The 19,947-nt window shown below is 72.0% G+C and carries 18 protein-coding genes, 1 rRNA gene and 1 pseudogene; 13 read left to right on the forward strand and 7 right to left on the reverse strand.

The genetic code is table 11. The features are described from left to right. Window positions 1-108: ribosomal RNA gene (gene rrf / locus BTM25_RS24265) — 5S ribosomal RNA — on the forward strand; the annotation flags it as partial. A gap of 166 nt (window positions 109-274) precedes the next feature. Here rrf and BTM25_RS24270 read toward each other — a convergent pair. Continuing rightward, on the reverse strand, window positions 275-772 hold the full coding sequence (locus BTM25_RS24270) for a DUF523 domain-containing protein (RefSeq protein WP_103565345.1): 498 nt from the start codon (window positions 770-772) through the stop codon (window positions 275-277). Window positions 773-1,086: 314 nt separating this feature from the next. Here BTM25_RS24270 and BTM25_RS24275 point away from each other — a divergent pair, with 314 nt between their 5' ends. The 3 genes from BTM25_RS24275 to BTM25_RS24285 are packed head-to-tail and all read left to right on the forward strand — an operon-like array spanning window position 1,087 to window position 4,920. Continuing rightward, a complete protein-coding gene (locus BTM25_RS24275) occupies window positions 1,087-3,255 on the forward strand; it encodes a sensor histidine kinase (protein WP_168212231.1) in 2,169 nt (722 codons plus the stop codon). Continuing rightward, complete coding sequence (locus tag BTM25_RS24280; protein WP_103565347.1) at window positions 3,255-3,632, forward strand: DUF742 domain-containing protein; 378 nt, start codon at window positions 3,255-3,257, stop codon at window positions 3,630-3,632. Before BTM25_RS24275 ends, BTM25_RS24280 begins: the two co-directional genes overlap by 1 nt. Next, window positions 3,613-4,920 carry an ABC transporter substrate-binding protein gene (locus BTM25_RS24285; protein WP_103565348.1) on the forward strand — a complete coding sequence of 436 codons (1,308 nt, stop codon included), beginning with the start codon at window positions 3,613-3,615 and terminating at the stop codon, window positions 4,918-4,920. Before BTM25_RS24280 ends, BTM25_RS24285 begins: the two co-directional genes overlap by 20 nt. Window positions 4,921-4,975: 55 nt before the next feature. Here BTM25_RS24285 and BTM25_RS24290 read toward each other — a convergent pair whose 3' ends face one another. The 4 genes from BTM25_RS24290 to BTM25_RS24305 form a co-directional block, all read right to left on the reverse strand. After that, complete coding sequence (locus BTM25_RS24290; RefSeq protein WP_103565349.1) at window positions 4,976-5,797, reverse strand: SDR family NAD(P)-dependent oxidoreductase; 822 nt, start codon at window positions 5,795-5,797, stop codon at window positions 4,976-4,978. Window positions 5,798-5,927: 130 nt separating this feature from the next. Continuing rightward, on the reverse strand, window positions 5,928-7,457 hold the full coding sequence (locus BTM25_RS24295; RefSeq protein WP_103565350.1) for a flavin-containing monooxygenase: 1,530 nt from the start codon (window positions 7,455-7,457) through the stop codon (window positions 5,928-5,930). A 2-nt stretch (window positions 7,458-7,459) separates the two neighbouring features. Further along, window positions 7,460-8,473 carry an AurF N-oxygenase family protein gene (locus BTM25_RS24300; RefSeq protein WP_103565351.1) on the reverse strand — a complete coding sequence of 338 codons (1,014 nt, stop codon included), beginning with the start codon at window positions 8,471-8,473 and terminating at the stop codon, window positions 7,460-7,462. Next, on the reverse strand, window positions 8,470-9,198 hold the full coding sequence (locus BTM25_RS24305) for a TetR/AcrR family transcriptional regulator (RefSeq protein ID WP_268877687.1): 729 nt from the start codon (window positions 9,196-9,198) through the stop codon (window positions 8,470-8,472). The genes BTM25_RS24300 and BTM25_RS24305 overlap by 4 nt, the downstream gene beginning before the upstream one ends. A 118-nt stretch (window positions 9,199-9,316) precedes the next feature. On the opposite strand from BTM25_RS24305, the gene BTM25_RS24310 reads away from it, so the two are divergent. Beyond that, on the forward strand, window positions 9,317-10,531 hold the full coding sequence (locus tag BTM25_RS24310; protein ID WP_103565352.1) for a pyridoxal phosphate-dependent aminotransferase: 1,215 nt from the start codon (window positions 9,317-9,319) through the stop codon (window positions 10,529-10,531). A 51-nt stretch (window positions 10,532-10,582) separates the two neighbouring features. Next, window positions 10,583-10,996 carry a pyridoxamine 5'-phosphate oxidase family protein gene (locus BTM25_RS24315; protein ID WP_103565353.1) on the forward strand — a complete coding sequence of 138 codons (414 nt, stop codon included), beginning with the start codon at window positions 10,583-10,585 and terminating at the stop codon, window positions 10,994-10,996. Here the strand turns inward: BTM25_RS24315 and BTM25_RS24320 are convergent, their stop codons facing one another. After that, window positions 10,997-13,030, reverse strand: a complete 2,034-nt coding sequence (locus tag BTM25_RS24320; RefSeq protein WP_103565354.1) for an ATP-dependent DNA helicase — start codon at window positions 13,028-13,030, stop codon at window positions 10,997-10,999. It lies immediately after the preceding gene. Window positions 13,031-13,259: 229 nt separating this feature from the next. Here BTM25_RS24320 and BTM25_RS24325 point away from each other — a divergent pair, with 229 nt between their 5' ends. After that, window positions 13,260-13,745, forward strand: a complete 486-nt coding sequence (locus BTM25_RS24325) for a phosphoribosyltransferase (RefSeq protein ID WP_103565355.1) — start codon at window positions 13,260-13,262, stop codon at window positions 13,743-13,745. 67 nt (window positions 13,746-13,812) lie between these two features. After that, the gene (locus BTM25_RS24330) at window positions 13,813-14,790 is read left to right on the forward strand and encodes a DUF4192 domain-containing protein (protein WP_103565356.1); all 978 of its coding nucleotides are present in this window, start codon (window positions 13,813-13,815) and stop codon (window positions 14,788-14,790) included. A gap of 53 nt (window positions 14,791-14,843) precedes the next feature. Here the strand turns inward: BTM25_RS24330 and BTM25_RS24335 are convergent, their stop codons facing one another. Next, complete coding sequence (locus BTM25_RS24335) at window positions 14,844-15,215, reverse strand: hypothetical protein (protein ID WP_103565357.1); 372 nt, start codon at window positions 15,213-15,215, stop codon at window positions 14,844-14,846. 478 nt (window positions 15,216-15,693) lie between these two features. Here BTM25_RS24335 and BTM25_RS24340 point away from each other — a divergent pair, with 478 nt between their 5' ends. The 5 genes and pseudogenes from BTM25_RS24340 to BTM25_RS24355 all read left to right on the forward strand — a co-directional run bounded on the left by BTM25_RS24340 (window position 15,694) and on the right by BTM25_RS24355 (window position 19,861). Then, on the forward strand, window positions 15,694-16,338 hold the full coding sequence (locus BTM25_RS24340; protein ID WP_168212232.1) for a polysaccharide deacetylase family protein: 645 nt from the start codon (window positions 15,694-15,696) through the stop codon (window positions 16,336-16,338). Window positions 16,339-16,909: 571 nt separating this feature from the next. Further along, on the forward strand, window positions 16,910-17,425 hold the full coding sequence (locus BTM25_RS24345; RefSeq protein WP_103565359.1) for a hemerythrin domain-containing protein: 516 nt from the start codon (window positions 16,910-16,912) through the stop codon (window positions 17,423-17,425). Window positions 17,426-17,867: 442 nt separating this feature from the next. Continuing rightward, window positions 17,868-18,005 (forward strand): annotated as a pseudogene (locus BTM25_RS30525) (DUF1707 SHOCT-like domain-containing protein); the annotation flags it as partial. A gap of 12 nt (window positions 18,006-18,017) precedes the next feature. Next, complete coding sequence (locus tag BTM25_RS24350; RefSeq protein ID WP_235828689.1) at window positions 18,018-18,395, forward strand: DUF4870 domain-containing protein; 378 nt, start codon at window positions 18,018-18,020, stop codon at window positions 18,393-18,395. 98 nt (window positions 18,396-18,493) lie between these two features. Continuing rightward, window positions 18,494-19,861: an FAD-binding oxidoreductase gene (locus BTM25_RS24355; protein WP_103565361.1), complete on the forward strand. Its 1,368-nt coding sequence runs from the start codon at window positions 18,494-18,496 to the stop codon at window positions 19,859-19,861. The last annotated feature ends 86 nt before the right edge of the window (window positions 19,862-19,947 follow it).

Raw genomic sequence — 19,947 nt, forward strand, 5'->3', positions numbered from 1 at the left:
TTTGGCGAGAGGGAAACACCCGGTTCCATTCCGAACCCGGAAGTTAAGCCTTTCAGCGCCGATGGTACTGCATGGGAGACTGTGTGGGAGAGTAGGACACCGCCGGACTTATTGTGGTTGAGGGCCATCCTTAGGGGTGGCCCTCAACGCATTTCCAGGCACTTTTCGGGGCCCCGCCGACGGCGGGGCCTTTTTTGTGTTCGGGGTGGTTAGTTGTTCTTGGGTGGGCGGCGTTTGCGGAGGGCAGCTGAGCGCGCATGTGGTCGCGGGTCGTCTAGGGCGCGGGGGAGTCCAGGAAGGACGCCAGGGACGGGAGTTCCGACTCGGTGAAGACGCGCAGGCCTGCTTGGGCGAGCAAGGCGGCCGTGATGCCTTCTCCGGGGAGGGAGCGGCCCTGAAAGGTGCCGTCGTGGATGCGGTGGACGCCGCAGGACGGACTGCCCTCCTTCAGGAGCGCGATGCGGGCGCCGGCGCGGCGGGCGCAGTCGAGGGCCAGGCGTGCGCCGTTCACGAATGCCTCCGTGACGTCGTCGCCTGAGGCGGTCAGAACGCGTGCCGTTCCGGCCAGGACGGCCGCGCCGCCACCGGCTGCCGGGACGATCTCGGCGGCGGGACGGGGCACCGTCAGCCCGCCCGATACCTCCGGGCAGAACGGGACTAGCCGTCCCTCGGACCGCCAGCGCGCGAATAGGTCGTCGGCCACTGGCTTGGCCGCGCCGTCGTAGCGGACGGGCCGGCCGAGCAGGCACGCGCTAACGAGGATCCGCTCCATCCGTCCAGCGTAGGCGTCGACACGAACGCGCCGTCCGGCACCTGAGGGAGGAGGCGCGTAGGTGGCCGCGCTGCCCCTGCCCGGGGCGGGCGACGCGGAGGGGACTGGAATGCGGGGGCGGCCGGGCAGATGACGCGGAGTTGATCAACTGTCATCTGTCAGTAACATAAACATAACAATCACGATCTTCTCCGCGAACCGCAAGATGCGCCCCGAATCACCGCGATACGGTCCGATCCCATTCGGGGTGAGGGTCCGCGGGGGTCAAGATGGGAACAGGTCGCCGGGGCCGCGGCCAGTCGGTTCGCGCCAAGATGTTCCTTCTGCTGTTCCCGCCGCTCACCGCGCTCGTCCTGCTCTGGGGATTCGTCGCCGCGACGGCGCTCACCGACAGCCTCCGCCAGACGCGGGCGAAGACGTTCACGACCAACGTCGCCGAACCCACCGACACGCTGATCGCCGCGTTGCAGGACGAGCGCCGCATGTCCCTGTCGTCGCTCGGCGACGACGCGACGATCGGCCGCGCCGGGTTCGACGCCCAGCGCGCCCGCACCGGGGACGCCCGCGACGCGTTCCGCCGCGCCGCCGCCGACCCCGGCACGCGCGGCGCGACCCGGCCGGAGACGCTCCAGCGCATGACGCGGCTCGTGGACGCGCTCGGCGACCTCGACGCGCTCCGCCAGGCCGTCGACCACCGCGCCATCGACCGTCCGCAGGCGATGACGCGCTACAGCGCGCTGATCGACCTCGCCGCCGACGTGTACGACGACGTCCCGTCCAGCGACCGGCGCGTCGTGCGCAACTCGCGGATGCTGATCTCGCTGGAGCGGGGCCGCGAGCAGCTCGCCCGTGAGGACGCGCTGGTCACCGGCGTCCTCGCGGCCGGCCGGATGACCGCCGACGAGCGGCTGGAGATGATCCGGCTCGCCGGTGCCCGCCAGGCGCTGTACGACGAGGCGTCGCGGTCGCTGAGCGGCGCCGACGCCGCCCGGTACCGGGAGATCGTCACCGGTCCGGACGCCGCGCGCTTCGATTCCCTCGAACGGCTGGTGATCCGGCCGCAGAGCCGTCCGGGCGCGGCGCCGCCGCTGGACGTCGGCGCCTGGCACACCGCGACGGAGGCCGTCGGCCGTGAGCTGACGGGCCTGGCCACGCGGATCCGCGCCGTCACGACCGACCGCGCCCGCGACACCGCCCGCGCGTTCCTGCTGCGGTTGGTGCTGGCGGGCGGGCTCGGGCTCGTCGCGGTGGTCGTGTCGGTGGTGCTGGCCGTCCGCATCGGGCGGACGCTGATCCGCGAGAGCCGCGACCTGGCCCGCGACGTGTCGGCGTTCGCCGCCGAGCGGCTGCCGGGCGGCCCGGAGCCGGACGCCCCCGAGCGGCGGCTGCCCGCGCGTCCCGGCGACCCGCCGCCGCCCGAGCGGCTGGAACCGGCGCCGACCGCGCCCGACGCGCCCGGCCCGGTCTACACGGTCGGCGAGATCCGGCGGATCGGGGACGCGTTCGACCGCGCCCGCGACGCCGTCCGCCGCGCCGCCGCGAACGAGGAGGCCGCGCACCGCAGGCTCAACGAGGTGTTCGTGACGCTGGCGCGCCGCAACCAGTCGCTGCTGCAGCGGCTGCTGGCGATGCTGGAGGCGATGCAGCGCCGCACCGAGCGTCCCGACGAGCTGGAGGCGCTGTTCGCGCTCGACCACCTCGCCACGCGGATGCGGCGGCACGCCGAGGGCCTGGTCGTGCTGTCGGGACGGCCCGCCGGACGGTCCTGGCGCGACCCGGTCCGGCTGGTGGACGTCGCCCGCGCCGCCGCGGCCGAGGTCGAGGACTACACGCGGGTGGACGTCGCCCCGATGGGACGGACCGCGCTGCGCGGCTCCGCCGTCGCCGACACCATCCACCTGCTCGCCGAGCTGATCGAGAACGCCACCACGTTCTCTCCGCCGACAACGACCGTGCGGGTCTCCGGCGAGCTGGTCGGACGCGGGTTCGCGATCGAGATCGAGGACGGCGGCCTCGGTCTCGGCACCGAGGAGTTCGAGGCGTGCAACGAACTGCTCGCGACCGATCCGGACGGGAGGCTGGGCGACACGACACGGCTCGGCCTGTTCGTCGTCGCGCGGCTCGCGGCGCGGCTCGGCGCGAAGGTGACGCTGCGGCCGTCGGCGTACGGCGGGGTGACGGCGATCGTGCTGCTGCCGCTGGACCTGGTGGTGGAGCCGGGCCGCGAGCCGGCGCCGGACGTCCCGCGCGAGACGGCGGCGGGCCTGCCCGCGCGGCGGCGCCAGACCCATCTCGCCGAGCGGCTGCGCGTCGACGAGCCGCTGCTCGCCGCGCCCGTCGTCGAGTCGGCCGCCGAGCCGGCCGTCGGGCCGCGCTCGCCGGAGTCCGCGCAGCGGCTGCTCACCGGCCTGCAGAGCGGGCTGGAGCGGGGCCGGGCCGCCGCGGCGGACGAGGACGGCCCGGCCGTGCCCGGGGGCGAGTGATGCCCGAGGGTCCCGAGGAGCTGTGGGTGGACGAGATGGCCGGCCCGGTCGTCCGTCCCTACGCGGTGGCCAAGGGACGCGCCCGGCACGCGGGCGGCGACGCGCTGGACCTGCTCGCGACCGTCCAGGCGCGGGAGCCGCTGCCCGATCCGGCGGTGCTGTCGCCGGAGGAGGAGACGATCCTCGACCTGTGCCGCGGCCCGGTGCCGGTCGCCGAGATCGCGGCGGAGCTGGCGCTGCCGCTCGGCGTGGTCCGGGTGCTGCTCGGCGATCTGCTGGAACGCCGTCTGGTGACGGCGCGAAGCCCGGAGACGGTGTCCGGGCGTCCCGACACGAACCTGCTGAAGGAAATGATCGATGGTCTGCGCGCGCTCTGACGGTCGGAGGCTGCGGGCGTGGCTGGCGGGGCTCGTGCTGCTCGCGGCGGCGCTCGGCGCGTCCGGCTGCGGCCTGCTGGGCGGTCCGGCGAACGCCGAGACGGTCCCCGGCGTGACGTCGCGGCCGTGCCCGCACGCGGTGAACCGGAACCACGGCTGCATCTACCTCGGGACGCTGTCGGACCTGTCCACCGGCCCGTTCAGCGCGCTCGGCGTGCTGCTGACGCGGGCGCAGCGGGCGTTCTGGGAGCGGGTGAACGCCGAGGGCGGCATCGGCGGGTACGACGTGGACGCCGTCACCTATGTCCGCGACACCGGGTACGTCCCGAGCCGTCATCTCGCCGCGTACCTGGAGATGAAGGACCGGGTGCTGGCGCTGGCGCAGACGCTCGGGTCCTCGACGACCGAGGAGATCCTCGGCGACCTGCGGACCGAGCGGATGCTGGCGGTGCCCGCGTCGTTCCAGTCCCGCTGGGAGTTCGAGGACGTGATCCTGGAGTCGGGCACGTCGTACTGCTTCCACTACATGAACGCCGTGGACTACGCCGTCCGGCAGGGCCGGGTGCGGCGGGTGATGAGCGTCCACTTCGCGGGCGACTACGGCGCGGACGGCGCGGGCGGCGGACGGGTCGCGGCCCGCGCGCACCGGCTGGCGTACCGGAGCGTCCAGACGCCGCAGGGTCCCGACCGGCAGGCCGCGGCGGTGCGGTCGATCCTGAAGTTCAAGCCGGACGTGGTCCTGCTGTCCACCGGCCCGGCGGAGACGGCCGCGATCGTCGGGCAGGCCGTCGCGCACGGCTACAAGGGCCGGTTCTTCGGCGACCAGACGACCTGGAACGTCGCGGTGATGAAGTCGCCCGTCGCCACCGCGATGCGCGACCACTACCTCATGACCGCGACGTGGAAGCCGTTCGCGACCGACGCGCCCGGCTACACCGCGATGCGCGCCGCGCTCGGCGCGGTGGTGCCCGACGACACCCTGACGGTCGGTTGGTCGATGCAGTATCCGCTGAAGGCGGTGCTGGAACGCGCCGCGCAGAACGGGTGGCTGACGCGCCAGGGCCTCTACACGGCGATGAAGGAGACCACGTTCGTCGACTACGAGGGCATGATGCCCCCGGCGGCGGGCGACTTCTCCGGGACGCCCAACGCGTCGGCGTTCCGGGAGACGGTGTTCGAGCGTCCGGACCCGTCCCGGTACACGGGCCTGCGGGTGCTGACGGACTACCAGGCGGGCGCGACCGCCGACGGCTACCGGCTGGACGCGCCCTGCTCGGGCGTGACCTGAGCCGGGGGCGGGGAGGCACCGCCCCCGGCGAGGCCGTCCAGGAGGCCGCTGCCGCTCACTTCTTGCCGGACAGCACCTTGTCGACGGCGAACTGCGCGACGCGCACCGCCGCCGCCGGGTTGAGCCGCACGCCCCGCCACGCGGCGCGGCCGTGCGCGGGCGCGACGATGAGGGCCTTGTTGCGGTCGACGCCGCGGATGATGTCGCGGGCGAGCTTCTCGGCGGTGTAGAGCCGGGGGACCGCCTTCTTGATGTCCTCGGTGGCGTTGCCGCTCATCGCCGTCTCCGGCAGGCCCGGGTTGACGTTGGTGAGCAGCGGCGTGTCGACGAAGCTCGGGCAGACGACGCTGACCTTGACGCCGCGTCCGGCCGCCTCGGCGCGCAGGCCGAGCGACAGCCCGACGACGGCGTGCTTGGTGGCGGTGTAGGGGATGCCGATCGGCATCGGGACGAGCCCCGCGAGCGACGCGGTGTTGACGATGTGCCCGGACCCCTGCTCCAGCATGATCCGGTACGCCGCGTCGACGCCGTGGACGACGCCCTTGAGGTTGATGTCGATCGCGCGGTTCCAGTGGTCGAGGGTCAGTTCCTCGGCCAGGCCGCCGATCGAGATGCCCGCGTTGTTGAACACGAGGTCGAGGTGACCGTGCTCGTCGCGGACGGCCTGGTACAGCTCCGCCACGGCGGCGGCGTCGGTGACGTCGAGCGGCGCGGCCGACGCCTTGCCCCGGCCGAGCGTGTTGAGCTTGTCGGCGACCTTCCGGGCGCCCTCGGCGTTGATGTCGCTGACGACCACCGTGTCGCCCCGGTGGACCAGGGACGTGGCGATGGCGCGGCCGATGCCGGACGCGCCTCCGGTCACGATCGCGATGCTCATGGCGTGCTCCGCTCGGTTGGAACGCCGGGCCGCGGGGCCGGGAGACCCCGGTCCCGCGACGGCGGCAATTGGATGAAGGGTGGAATTGAGGGGCGAGTCTACGGCCCGTGCCCGGTGCGCGACAGGGCGCTCAGCTCGCGGCCTTCCCGGCGATCTCGAAGTCCGCCGGGTCGAGGCGGCGCGTGCGCAGCCAGTAGTTCACGGTCGAGGCGGGCCACGCGGCCCGGTTCACGCCGTTGCGGTCCAGGTACCAGCTCGTGCAGCCGCCCGCGACCCACACCGCGCCCTCGGACTTGGCCTGGACCCAGCGGTTGAAGCGGTCCTGCGCGGAGGCGCGCACGGCGATCCGCCCGGCGCCCGCCGCGTCCCGCATCCGCAGGCACCGCAGGACGTACCGGACCTGCGCCTCGATGACGAAGATCATCGAGTTGTGGCCGAGCCCGGAGTTCGGCCCGAGCAGCAGGAACAGGTTCGGGAAGCCCGCGACGGACACGCCGAGGTGCGCCTCGACGCCGTCCTGCCACGCGTCCTGGATCTTCACGCCGCCGCGGCCCACGATGTGGGCGTGCTCGAAGGCGTCGGTGACGTGGAAGCCGGTGCCGAAGATGATCGCGTCGACCGGGTGCTCGGCGCCGTCCGTCGTGACGATCGAGTGCGGCCGGATCTCGGCGATCCCCTCGGTCGTGACCTCCACGTTGGGACGGGTCAGCGCCGGGTAGTAGTCGCTGGACACCAGCGTCCGCTTGCAGCCCATCGTGTAGTCGGGCGTCAGCTTGCGGCGCAGCTCCGGGTCCTTCACCTGGCGGTTCAGGTGCCACTTCGCGAGGCCGCTCGCGGCCTTCAGCAGCTTGGGGTTCTTGAACCCCAGCACGAAGCTCTCCTGCATCAGGTAGATGCCGTTGCGGTAGCCGCGCTGCACGCCGGGGACGCGCCGGAACAGCGCCTTCTCCACGCCGGTGACGCGGCGGTCGGGCTTGGGCAGGATCCACGGCGGCGTCCGCTGGAACAGCGTCAGCGCCCCGGCCTGCTTCGCCACGCGCGGGACGAACTGGATCGCCGACGCGCCCGTCCCGATGACGGCGACGCGCTTGCCCGTGAGGTCGTAGTCGTGGTTCCACTCGGCGGAGTGGAACGTCGTGCCCTCGAAGGAGTCCAGGCCCGGCAGGTCGGGGATGCTCGGCTGGTGCAGCGGGCCCATGCCGGCCGCCAGCGCCCGTCCCCGCACGACCTCGCCCGGCTCGGCGCCCGCGCCGGCGATCGTCACGCCCCAGGTGTCGTCGGCGTCGTTGTACTCGGCGCCCGTCACCTCGGTGTTGAACCGGATGTGCTGCTCCAGCTCGTACTTGGCGACGACCTCCTTGATGTACTCCAGCAGTTCGGCCTGCTTGGGGAACATCCGGGACCAGTCGGCCTTCGGCTCGAAGGAGAACGAGTAGAGCAGCGACATGATGTCGCAGCCGCAGCCGGGGTAGGTGTTCTCCCGCCACGTCCCGCCGACCTCGCCGGCCTTCTCCAGGATGACGAAGTCGTGGACGCCGGCCTTTTTCAGCCCGATCGCCATGCCGAGGCCGGAAAAGCCCGTCCCGACGATGACGACGCCGTAGGCCTCGCCCGGCCCCGCCGCGGGCGTCACCACGGCGGGGCTCTCGTGCGCGCCCATCGTCAGGCGGCCTTGGCGGGGGCGGCGTCGGTGCTCAGCGGACGGCGGGTGCCCGGCTTGTCCCAGATCCCGAACGCCTTCCAGACCTGCTTGTTGCGCCGGTTGACGAGCCCCAGCTCGTTCATCAGGTCGCGGATCTTGGCGACGGAGTTGGAGATCTCTGCCTTGCTGTCCGGGTCGTGGTAGGCCTCGCGGACGACCTCGGACGGGATGTTGAAGTGCCGCACCATCGGTCCGGGCGGGGCCAGCATGATCCGCGCCATGACGCCGAGCACGACGGGCGTGAGCACGCCGAGGATCGCCTTCTGCGTGCGGTTCAGGTTCGGCACGCGGTGCTTGAGGTAGTGGCGCGCGAACGAGATGTGCCGCGCCTCCTCGGCGATGTGGATCTTCATGATCGTCTCTTCGAGCGGGTGCTTGATGTGCCCGCCCTTGAGCGACTTGCGCTGCACGTAGTCGATCGGGTCCTCGCCGCCGAGCACGAACACGAAGAACAGCTCGGTGCTGACCAGGGGGATCCACGGCGCGACCTGCGCGATGAGGCTCAGCGACCGGGGCATGCCGCGGATGGGCATCTTCGTCCGGTTCACGAACTCCTGGAACATCATGCCGTGATGACATTCCTCGGTCGTCTCGTGGTAGACGTACCGGAACTCCGGGCGGCCGTTCGGCAGCCGGTAGGCGTAGTTCAGCAGGCCGCGCTTGAGCAGGTTCTCGAACTGCAGGCCGATCTTCATGGCCGTCGCGACGCGCCACAGCCCGATCTGCGCCCGGATCTCCGGCGGCTGCGCCTTGTACCAGGCGGTGTCGCCGAGCCGGTCGAACTGGGGAAGGACCCAGCGCGGGTCGTTCTTGTCGACCAGGAACTCGGGGTCGTCCCACGGGATGTCGGCGTACGCCTCCCAGTGCTTGTCCACCGACGCCTTGTTCAGGCGGCTGATGACACCGAGATAAGCCTTCTTGTCCTTGACCTGCTCGCGGACTTCCTCGGCGAGTTCGGTGGGGGCTTTGGTCATGATGGCGCTCCCTCGGGGGTGGTGCGTCCGGCGTCGCCGCCGTCTTCGGGGGTGGGGGTCGGGATGGGGGAGGGGGTCAGGACGGGTCCGCCGGTCTCGGGGACGATGAGCAGGGCGATGGCCTTGAGCTGCGCCAGCACCTCCGCCTGGTGACCGTCCGCGTCGTCGTCCAGCGCGTTCTGCACCGACAGCCCGATGTACAGCGCGTACAGGGCGCGCAGCAGCGTCGAGACGAAGTCGGCGGGCAGCGTGTTCGCGGGGAACAGCCGGACGAACGTCTCCATGATCACCTGGATGATCCGCTCGTTCATGTCCCGGCACAGGGGGCGCAGTTCGTCGTCGGTGCGCCCCGCGACGGCCAGTTCCATGAGCGCTTTGGCGGGACGCCCGCGGAAGACCTCCCACAGCAGGTCGAGGGCTCCCTCGACGTTGCGGCGGGCGGCCGGGAGGATCGCGAACGCCGTCTCGTACGCGAGCCGCTGCGCCTGGAGCATGTGCTCCAGGGCCGCGGTGACCAGCTCCATCTTCGTCGGATAGTGGTGCTGCTGGGCGCCGCGCGAGACTCCGGCGCGCCGGGCGACCTCCGTGGTCGAGGTCCCCGACCAGCCGAGATCCACCAGGCACTCCATCGTCGCGTCCAGCAACCGCCGACGCGTCGTCGACCGCCGCTCCTCCTGGGTGCGGCGACTCGGCGGGGGCCCGTGTCGGCGACTGCTTACTGTCACACCACGAAGGTACGAGCCGACATACAAGCAAGCAAGCCTGCTTGTATGTCGGTCGCATCACAATCCGGAGTAAAGCGACCCGGCGGGAGCGTGATCGTCCGCGGATAGGCTGGAAGCCATGCAGGTCACCCAGTCGGCGAAGCTCGGCAACGTCTGTTACGACATCCGCGGCCCCGTCCTCGGCCGCGCGCGGCAACTGGAGGCCGCGGGGCACCGCATCCTCAAGCTGCACATCGGCAACCCCGCGCCGTTCGGCTTCGAGTGCCCGCCCGAACTGCTCCAGGACATGGTCCGCAATCTGCCCGACGCGCACGGCTACAGCGACTCCAAGGGCATCCTGCCCGCGCGCCGCGCCGTCGTGCAGCGCTGCGAGGAACTGGGCATCGCCGACGTCGACGTCGAGGACGTCTACCTCGGCAACGGCGTCTCCGAGCTGATCGTCATGACGCTGCAGGCGCTGCTCAACAACGGCGACCAGGTCCTCATCCCCGCGCCGGACTACCCGCTGTGGACGGCGTCGGTCGCGCTGTGCGGCGGGCAGGCCGTCCACTATCTGTGCGACGAGGGCGCCGACTGGATCCCCGACCTCGCCGACATGGAAGCCAAGATCACCGACCGGACGCGGGCGCTCGTCCTGATCAACCCCAACAACCCGACCGGGGCGGTGTACCCCCGTCCGGTGCTGGAGCGGATCGTCGAGCTGGCCCGGCGGCACCACCTGCTGATCTTCGCCGACGAGATCTACGACCGGATCCTCTACGACGGCGCCGTCCACACCTCGATCGCGTCCCTCGCCCCCGACCTGCTGTGCCTCACGTTCGGCGGGCTGTCCAAGAACTATCGGGTCGCCGGGTTCCGCGCCGGATGGGTGGTGCTGTCGGGGCCGAAGCAGCACGCCGCGTCCTACATCGAGGGCCTGGACATCCTCGCCAACATGCGGCTCTGCCCGAACGTCCCCGGCCAGCACGCCATCCAGGCCGCGCTCGGCGGGAAGCAGACGATCGAGGAACTCGTCCTGCCGACCGGACGGCTCGGCGAGCAGCGCGACCGCGCCGCCGACCGGCTCAACGCGCTGCCCGGCGTGTCCTGCGTCCGGCCGCAGGGCGCCCTGTACGTGTTCCCGCGCCTGGACCCGGACGTCTACCCGATCGAGGACGACGTCCAGTTCGCGTTCGACCTGCTGGAGGAGCAGAAGATCCTCGTCGTGCAGGGCAGCGGATTCAACTGGCCGCGCCCCGACCACTTCCGGATCGTCACGCTCCAGTACGCCGACGACCTGGAGGAGGCCATCGGCAGGATCGGCGAGTTCCTGCTCTCCCGCCGCCGGGGATGATCCGCGCGTCCGCGGGGAACGACGACAGGGGAGTTGCCAGGGAGGCGAGTGATGACCACGTCGGACGGATTGCCCGAGAAGCTCGACCGGGACGAGTGCCTGCGGCTGATCGCGCCGGGCGGGATCGGCCGCGTCGGGTTCGACGACGGCGCGGGGCCGTCCGTCCTGCCGGTCAACTACGTCGTCGCCGGTGACACCGTCGTCTTCCGGACGAGCTTCGGCGGCCGGATCAGCACCGGCGTCACCACCGTCGTGCGCGGCGCCGAGGCCCGCGTCGCGTTCGAGGTCGACGCGATCGACGCCGAGCGGCACGCGGGCTGGAGCGTCCTGCTGCGCGGCCCGGCGCACCACCTGTCGGCGGCGGAGATCGAGGCGCTGCCGGACGTGCGGCCGTGGGCCGGGGGCGAACGCGAGTCCTATGTCTCGCTGACGCCCGTCGAGGTCAGCGGCCGGCGGGTCGGCTGATCAGCCCGCCGCGGCGTCCAGCCGGCGCAGCGCGCCCCGCGCGACCTGCGGGTCCGTCGTCGCCCAGAACGGCGGCAGCGAGTTCTTGAGGAAGCCGCCGTAGCGGGCGGTCGCGAGCCTCGGGTCCAGGATCGCGACGACGCCCCGGTCGTCCATCGACCGCAGCAGCCGTCCCGCGCCCTGCGCCAGCAGCAGCGCCGCGTGCGTCGCCGCGACGGCCATGAACCCGTTCCCGCCGTGTGCCGCGACGGCCCGCTGCCGCGCCGAGGTCACCGGGTCGTCCGGGCGCGGGAACGGGATCCGGTCCATGATCACCAGTTGCAGGGACGGGCCGGGCACGTCCACGCCCTGCCACAGCGACAGCGTGCCGAACAGGCACGTCCGCTCCTCCTCGGCGAACCGCTTGACCAGCAGGGACGTCGTGTCGTCGCCCTGGCACAGCAGCGGATGCGACAGGTGGTCGCGCAGTTCGTCGGCGGCCTGGCGCGCCGCGCGCATCGAGGAGAACAGGCCGAGCGTCCGGCCGCCCGCCGCCTCGACCAGCTCGGTGATCTCGGTGAGGCAGGCGTCGGCGAGACCGTCGCGTCCCGGCTGCGGGAGGTGCCTGGCGACGTAGAGGATGCCCGACCTCGGATGGTCGAACGGCGACCCGACGTCCAGGCCGGACCACTTCAGCTTGTCGTCCTTCGCGTCCTCGGCCGGGAGGCCCCACTGGCGGGCCAGCGGGTCGAACGAGCCGCCGAGCGTCAGCGTCGCCGACGTCAGAATGGTCGTGCGGTCCTCGAACAGCGTGCCGCGCAGCAGCCCGCCCACCCCGATCGGCGCGACGTGCAGCGTCGGCGGGCGGCTCGGCCGTCCCTCCTGCGCGAACGGCTTGGCCAGCCACACCACCTCGGTGCGCGCCGCGATCTCCGCCGCGAACGCGTCGACCAGCCGGACCGCCGTGTCGTGCAGGTCGTCCAGCGCCGTCCGGGCCGCCTTGCGCGCGCCCATGTCGGACGGGTCGGCGTCCTTCTTCTCCGGGCCGAGCGCCGTCAGGCAGGCGTGCGCGGTGTCGCGGACGACCGCGAGCGTCGTGCCGAGCGCCGGGGACAGGACGTCCATCCGGCCTTCGGGCAGATCGTCCAGCAGGACGCCGAGCGCCTCGCCCGCCTCCTTCAGCCGGTCCGCCACGGCCTCCTCGACCAGCCGGCCGAGCCGTCGCGCCGCCGCCTCCACGCCGGGGCCGCTGAGGTCGCCGGTCGCGACGGACGTCACGCGGTCCACCAGCTCGTGCGCCTCGTCCACGATCACGACGTCGTGCTCGGGCAGGACCTGGAAGTCCTCCAGCGCGTCGATCGCGAGCAGCGCGTGGTTGGTGACGACGACGTGCGCCTCGCCCGCCGTCGCCCGCGCCCGCTCGGCGAAGCACTCGGTGCCCTGCGGGCAGCGCGTCGCGCCGACGCACTCGCGGGCCGTCACCGCGACCTGCCGCCACGCCTGCTCGCTCACGCCGGGGACCAGCTCGTCGCGGTCGCCGGTCGTGGTCTCCTCGGCCCACTCGTTCAGCCGCTTCACCTGGCGGCCGAGGCCGGAGAGCTGCTGCGGGTCGAACAGGGACTCCTCTTCGGGGTCCTCGGGGGCGCCGGTCTGGACGCGGTGCAGGCACAGGTAGTTGCGGCGGCCCTTGAGGATCGCGAACTTCGGCTCGACGCCGAGGTGCGGCTCCAGCGCCTTGGCGAGCCTCGGCAGGTCGCGGTCGACGAGCTGGTTCTGCAGCGCGATCGTCGCCGTCGAGACGACGACGGTCTTCTTCGCCGCCACCGCGTGCCGGATCGCGGGGACGAGGTAGGCCAGCGACTTGCCCGTCCCGGTGCCGGCCTGCGCGGCGACGTGCTCGCCGGACTCGATCGCGTGCGCGACCGCCTCGGCCATCGCCATCTGGCCGGGCCGCTCCGCGCCGCCGACGGCCGTCACCGCTGCGGCCAATAGGTCCTTGACGTCGGGAACGTCGGAGCTCGGCGCGGATTCGCTCAGGAGTTCGGGGGCTGGCACGGGGCAACGCTACAGGGTCGTGCGGGGGCACGCGGTCGCTCCGCGTCGCCCGCTGGCCGTCACGGCCGCACGCGTTCCCGGCCGTCTGGCGCGCCGGAACGGCGCCCGCATCGCACCGGGTACTGCCGTCGCGGGCACGCGTGTTCCGGTCTCGTAGTCTCCGCTGCTCCGCGCGCCTGTTGCCGGTGTTCCGGAGGGGTCGGCGTGCGGGATCGGGGAGGATGGGAGTGTGTCCGCGTCGAGAGAAGTCCTCACCTGGGAGCTGTTCGGCACGGCGAGCCGGGAGCTGGCCGTGGCGGTCGCGTCCGACGGGTACCGGCCGGACCTGATCCTGTCGATCGCCCGGGGCGGGCTGTTCGTCGCGGGCGCGCTCGGTTACGCGCTGGACGTGAAGAACCTGCACGTCATGAACATCGAGTTCTACACCGGCGTGGACCAGCGGCTGGAGATGCCGGTCATGCTGCCGCCCACGCCGAGCGCGGTGGACCTGTCCGGGGCGCGGGTGCTGGTCGCGGACGACGTGGCCGACACGGGGGCGACGCTTCGGCTCGTCCGGGACTTCTGCGCCGACCATGTGGCGGACGTACGGTGCGCGGTCGTATACGAGAAGCCCCGCTCCGCAGTGAAGTGCGAGTACGTGTGGCGGCGCACGGATCGGTGGATTGATTTTCCCTGGTCAGCGGACCCTCCCGTCCTTTCTCGCGACTCGTCCTGACTCCTGGGTTTTCCACAAGTTGCGACGGGGCTTTCGCTTCGCCTCTCCCGGCGGCGAGGCTCGACGCATGAACGAGCCTCTGAAGATCGGCGACCCTCGGGACGCCATCGCCGCCGTGCCCTATCTGCTGGGCTTCCACCCCGCCGACAGCCTCGTCTGTCTGGCGTTCGGCGGCCCGCGCACCGCGTGCGCCGTCCGGCAGGACCTGCCCGACGTGGACGAGCAGACCGCGCCCGTCCTGGCCCGCAACGGCTTCGAGCAGGCGATCGTCCTCGGCTACGGTCCCCCGGACCGGACGGACGACGCGGCGCACGCGCTCGCCGCCGCCCTCGACCGCCACGGCGTCAAGGTGATCGACATCCTGCGCGTCCTGGGCGACCGCTGGTGGCGCCTCGGCTGCCCCGACGAGACGTGCTGCCCGCCGTCGGGCCGTCCGATCGACACCCGCGCCGCCCGCGTCACGGCCGAGGCGGTCTACGCGGGCCACGTCGCCCTGGCCGACCGCGCCGACCTGGCCCGGACGATCGCTCCCGTGACCGGCCAGGCCGCCGCCGCGATGCGCGCCGCCACCCGTCGCGCCGAAGACCGCCTGGCCGCCTTGGCAAGGGGTCCGTCCGCCACCGGCCCGCCATCGACCCCGACCCTGCTGACGGCCGAAGGGATCCCCTTCGTCACCTGCCTGCTCGAACGCTTCCGCACGGACCGAACCCCGCCGACCGACGACGACACAGCCTGGCTTGGCCTTCTGCTGACGTCCCTGCCCGTCCGGGACGAAGCGTGGAAGCACGCCAACGACGCCCCCGCCGACCACCTTCACCTCTGGTGCGACACGACCCGCCGCATTGCGCCGCACTACACGGCCGCTCCCGCGTCACTCCTCGCCTACACGGCCTACCTTGTAGGGAATGGAGCCCTGGCGAACCTGGCTCTCGACAGGGCATTGACCGCCGCCCCGTCCTACTCGATGGCCGCGCTCCTGCGCGAGATCATCGCCCTGGGCGTCCCGCCGTCCGACACCCAGGCCCGCCTGGCCCGCCACTTCTGACAGCCCGACCTGCGCCGACCACGCCCAGACTGTCCTGTGGGCGAAGAGAAGAGTTAGGAGGCGACGGCTTCGCCGGGGGTGCCGGGGTCCAGGCGGCGGTCGCAGTTGCGTTCGTTGTAGGCGCGCATCCGGGGCGGGTAGCCGACGATCTGGACGTCGTAGATGGGGAGGCTCAGGTTGCGGGCCACCTTGGCGATCACGCGGGGTGAGCCGACGCGGCGGCGGGTCCATTCGCCGTCGTGGGCCACGGCGACCGCCGTCGTGTCGGTGGCGAAGGTCTCCGGCTCCACGAAGAACTCCACGCCCCGGCGGGAGCGGGCGAAGGCGATCAGGGCCTCGACGTCGGCGTCGGTCGCCTCGCGGTCGAGTGTGTTCTGTCGCGGCCCCCGGTTCTTGCGGAGCCCGAAACGGTCGCGGATCCTCATCGGCGTCCCCCGTTCGCGGTGCCCGGAATCCTTTTCCGGGTCGATGAGCGGACTATGACCATAAACGGTCTTGGGGACGCGCGGGTTCCCACCGGCCGCCTTTTCGGGGCGCGCGGTTCTAGGATGACCGGCATCGGGGCCGGTAGAAGGGGGACAGATGGCGAGTCGCGTGCGCTTCGCCGCGGTGGTCACCGCGGCGGCGGTCCTCTGCGGGTGGTCGAGCAGTTTCGGGAGTGTTCCGGCCGCGGCGGACCGTTCCTTTTCCGCGGTGCCCGCACCGCAGGCCGGTCCCGGGAATGTGCGGGGATCGGGGAAGTCGGTCGAACGTCCGGCCGTCGCTCCCGGACGGCGCGGGGCGAATCCCGGACGACCGGGACTCGGCAGCGCACCCGTCCGGCCGGGTACGGCGGGCGGTCCTGGAACGCCCGCACCGGCGGGCACCCTGCCGCCGACCGAGGAGCCGCCGACGGAGGACCCGGTGACGGCCGGGACGGGCGCGCCCCGGCACATCGACTGCGCGAAACAGAAATGCGTCGCGCTCACGTTCGACGACGGACCGGGCCCGAAGACGGGCACGCTGCTGCGCATGCTCGCCGAGCGCGGCGTCCGCGCGACGTTCTTCGTCGTCGGACGCAACGCCGCCGCCCAACCGGCCGTGATCCGCCGCGAGATCGCGGACGGCCACGTCGTCGGCAACCACAGTTGGAGCCATGCCGACCTCGGCCGGGCCTCGGCGGCCACCGTCCGCTCCGAACTGCTGCGCACCCAGCGCGCCGTCCGCCGCGCCGCCGGTGTCACGCCGGTGCTGATGCGTCCGCCCTACGGTTCGACCGACCGGACGGTCGCCGCCGTCACCCGCGAGCTGGGCCTCGCGCAGATCCTCTGGGCGGTCGACCCGCTCGACTGGAAGGACCGCAACAGCGGCATCGTGACGCGGCGCGTCGTGCGCGGCACGAAGCCCGGCTACATCGTCCTCATGCACGACATCCACCCGACGACGGTCGCGGCCGTCCCGGCGATCATCCGCGCGCTGAAGGCCAAGGGGTACGTCTTCGCGACCGTCCCCGAACTACTCGGCACGCACCTCAAGCCCGGCCACCGCTACACCATGCGCAAACACTGACCCACCCCGCCCAACCCCGCCGCACGCGGCACCCGGCGCGGGTAACGACGTCCCACCGCGCGGGCCACGCCGCCGCACGGAGCGCCTCACCCAACGGAGCACCCGACCGCACGCGGCACCCCACGGTGCGTGGCACCCCACTGTGCGTGGCACGCCGCCGCGCGGGGCACCTCACCGCACGGGGCACGCCGCCGCACGGGACACCCCGCCGCACGGGGCAGCCCGCCGCACGGGGCACGCCGCCACACGCGACACCCCGCCACACGCGACACCCCGCCACACGCGACACCCCGCCGCGCGGGGGCGCCTGACGGCACGCGGCGCCTGACGGCACGCGGCGCCTGACGGCACGCGGCGCCTCACGGCAGGCGGCACCCCGCCGCAGGCGGCACCCCACTGTGCGCGGCACTTCGCCGCACGGGACACCCCGCCGCACGGGACACCCCGCCGCGCGTGGCAGCCCGCCGCGCGGGGATCGGCGATCTTCTTCTGGAGGCGTGAAGGTGCCGGGTGGCGGGCCGGGCGCATGCGTCTTGACCGTGGAGGCGCTCGGATCCACGATGGGTCGTCAATGGAGACTCCCGACACCCAGTCCGCGCGCTTGGCGGCGTTCGGCGACCAACTGATCGAGGTTCACGACTGGCTCCGCGCGGAACTCGCCCGTCTGAGCGAGGGCGTTGACGCCCGGCTTGATGGCGGCCCGGCGCCGGAAGAACTGCGGGCGCACTGCCTGACCTTCTGCACCGCGCTGGAACGCCATCACACCGGGGAGGACGGCGGGGCTTTCGTCGCACTTGCCGAGCGGCATCCCGACCTGGCGCCCGTACTGGACAAGCTGCGCGAGGACCATCGGCTGGTCTCCGACATCCTGCGCCGTCTTCGAGAGCTCGTCGCCGGCATAGATCCCCGCGCCGCTGACCCCCGGCAGGCGCAGCGCGTGCGCGGCGAACTCGACGGCCTCATGGCGATTATGGAATCGCACTTCGCTTACGAGGAGCGCAGCATCGTCACGGCGCTCAACGCGCTGGACGTCCCGGAGTGGGAGGAACGGCCGCCCGAGTTCCTGCGCACCGATCCAGCCACATGACTCCAGCGGGCACGAGCGCGACGGCCGCTTAGAGCGCTCCCTGGTCGGCGACGATGTCGCTCGCCTCGCGTGCGACCGCGCGTCGACAATCGCCTGCGTCGGCTTGGGATGGTCTGCTACCGCAGGCGTGCGCGTCCATAACGCGTGCGTCCGCCGCGTGCGTGGACGTCCATAATGCGTGCGTCCGCCGCGTCCGCCGCGTCCGCCGCGTCCGCCGCGTCCGCCGCGTCCGCCGCGTCCGTTGCCGTCCGCCGCGTGCGTTGCCGCGCGATGCCGTGCGTGTTCGGGGAGAACTGCGGCCGTGTGTGACGGTGTGCGTGTTGTGGCGTGCGTGTGGTGGCGTGGGTGGGTGTGGGGCGGGACCTTGGGGGGAGGGCGGGTCAGGGTTGGGTCAGGGACGTCCCCGATGGTGGTGGGCGTGCGGGGAGCGCACCATGAGGGCATGGACGGGAATCAGTTCGGCGGCGTCGAGGACGTCGGCCGGCTTCGTGTGTCCGATGCCGAGCGGGACGCTGTCGTCGGGCGTCTTCAGGACGCCTATGCCGAGGGGCGTCTCGATCACGACGAGTTCGATCTCCGTACTCACCTGGCGATGACGGCCAAGACGCGCGGCGAACTCGACACCGTGCTCGTCGACCTCGCGTCGGGCCGGGAGGACGGGACGCGGACGGGTGAGCTGAGCGGGGAGGACCGGGTGCTCGCCGCGTTGTCGCACGCGCTCGGTGTTCCGACGCTCTTCGTCGGTCCGCTCGTGCTGATGCTGACGAGCGGCAAGCGCTCCGCGTATGTGCGGCGGCACGCCGTCGAGGCCGTCAACTTCCAGTTGACTCTGCTGTTGGTCACGGTGGTGACGTTCGGGATCGGGGGCGTGCTCTACGCTCTGACCTGGGCCGTCGCGGCGGTCGCGGCCGTCGTCGCGCTCACCGGGAAGGGTTTCCGGACGCCCTGGATCCTGCGCCTCGTGAGATAGTCGGACGGCCGGTACTCCCTGGGGTGTGTGAGCACCCTCTCGCCCAATTATGTGGACGATACATGGGATGACCGGTTTACTGTCACGGGGAGGGTGAGATGACGGACCTGCTGGTCAACGGTGATCACGAACAGGCGGTCGAGGCGTTGCGCCGCTCGTACGCGGCGATCCCGGAGGGGCAGCCGATCCGGCTGGCGAAGCGGACCTCGAACCTGTTCCGGTGGCGCGACCCGTCCGACGCCCCGGGCCTGGACGTCTCCGGTTTCGACCGCGTGCTGAGCGTCGACCCCGACACGCGCACCGCGCAGGTGCAGGGCATGACGACCTATGAGGACCTGGTCGACGCGACGCTGCCGCACGGCCTCATGCCGACCGTCGTCCCGCAGCTCAAGACGATCACGCTCGGCGGCGCGGTCACCGGCCTCGGCATCGAGTCGACGTCGTTCCGGTTGGGCCTGCCGCACGAGGGCGTCCGGGAGCTGGAGATCCTCACCGGCGACGGGCAGGTCGTCGTCGCCACGCGCGACAACGAGCACAGCGACCTCTTCTACGGTTTCCCGAACTCCTACGGCACGCTCGGCTACAGCCTCCGCCTGAAGATCGACCTGGTGCCGGTGAAGCCGTACGTCAAGCTGCGGCACCTGCGGTTCGCCGACGCCGACGCGCTGAGCCGCGCGATGGACGAACTCGTCGCGAGCGGCGTCCACGAGGGCGAGACCGTCGACTTTTTGGACGGCACGGTCTTCAGCGCCGACGAGCAGTACCTCACCCTCGGTTTCTTCACCGACGAAGCGCCCTACACGTCCGACTACACCGGCCAGAACATCTACTACCGCTCGATCCAGCAGCGCTCGGTGGACTTCCTGACCGTCCGCGACTACATCTGGCGCTGGGACACCGACTGGTTCTGGTGCTCGGGCGCGTTCGGGGTGCAGAACCCGCTCGTCCGCCGCGTCTGGCCGGACCGGGCCAAGCGCTCGGACGTCTACCGCAAGCTCGTCGCCTACGACCGCCGCTACCAGGTCATCGCGCGGATCGAGCGGTGGCGCGGGCTGCGTCCCCGCGAGGACGTCATCCAGGACATCGAGGTGCCGGTCGGACGGCTGCCGGAGTTCCTGGACTTCTTCCACGCCAAGGTCGGGATGGCGCCGATCTGGCTGTGCCCGCTGCGCGCCCGCGAGAATTGGCCGCTGTACCCGCTGGAGCCGGGCCGGACGTACGTCAACGCCGGTTTCTGGGGGACGGTGCGGCTGCCCCCCGGCCAGATCCCCGAATACCACAACCGGCTCATCGAGCGTGAGGTAGCGGCCCTCGACGGGCACAAATCGCTCTACTCGACCGCTTTTTACAGCCGGGACGAGTTCTGGCGGCACTACGACGGGGAGACCTACCAGCGGCTGAAAGCGGGTTACGACCCCGGGAAGCGGCTGCTGGACCTCTACGACAAGTGCGTGCGCGGGCGCTGAGGCGTTCCGCGCCTGGGGAGGGGCCGGTCCCGCGCGGGCCGGCGCGATCCCGTCGCCTCGGCGGGGCGTGGAGACAGGAGGAAGAA

Origin of the sequence: Actinomadura rubteroloni, from assembly GCF_002911665.1 — a bacterium.
GTDB lineage: Bacteria > Actinomycetota > Actinomycetes > Streptosporangiales > Streptosporangiaceae > Spirillospora > Spirillospora rubteroloni.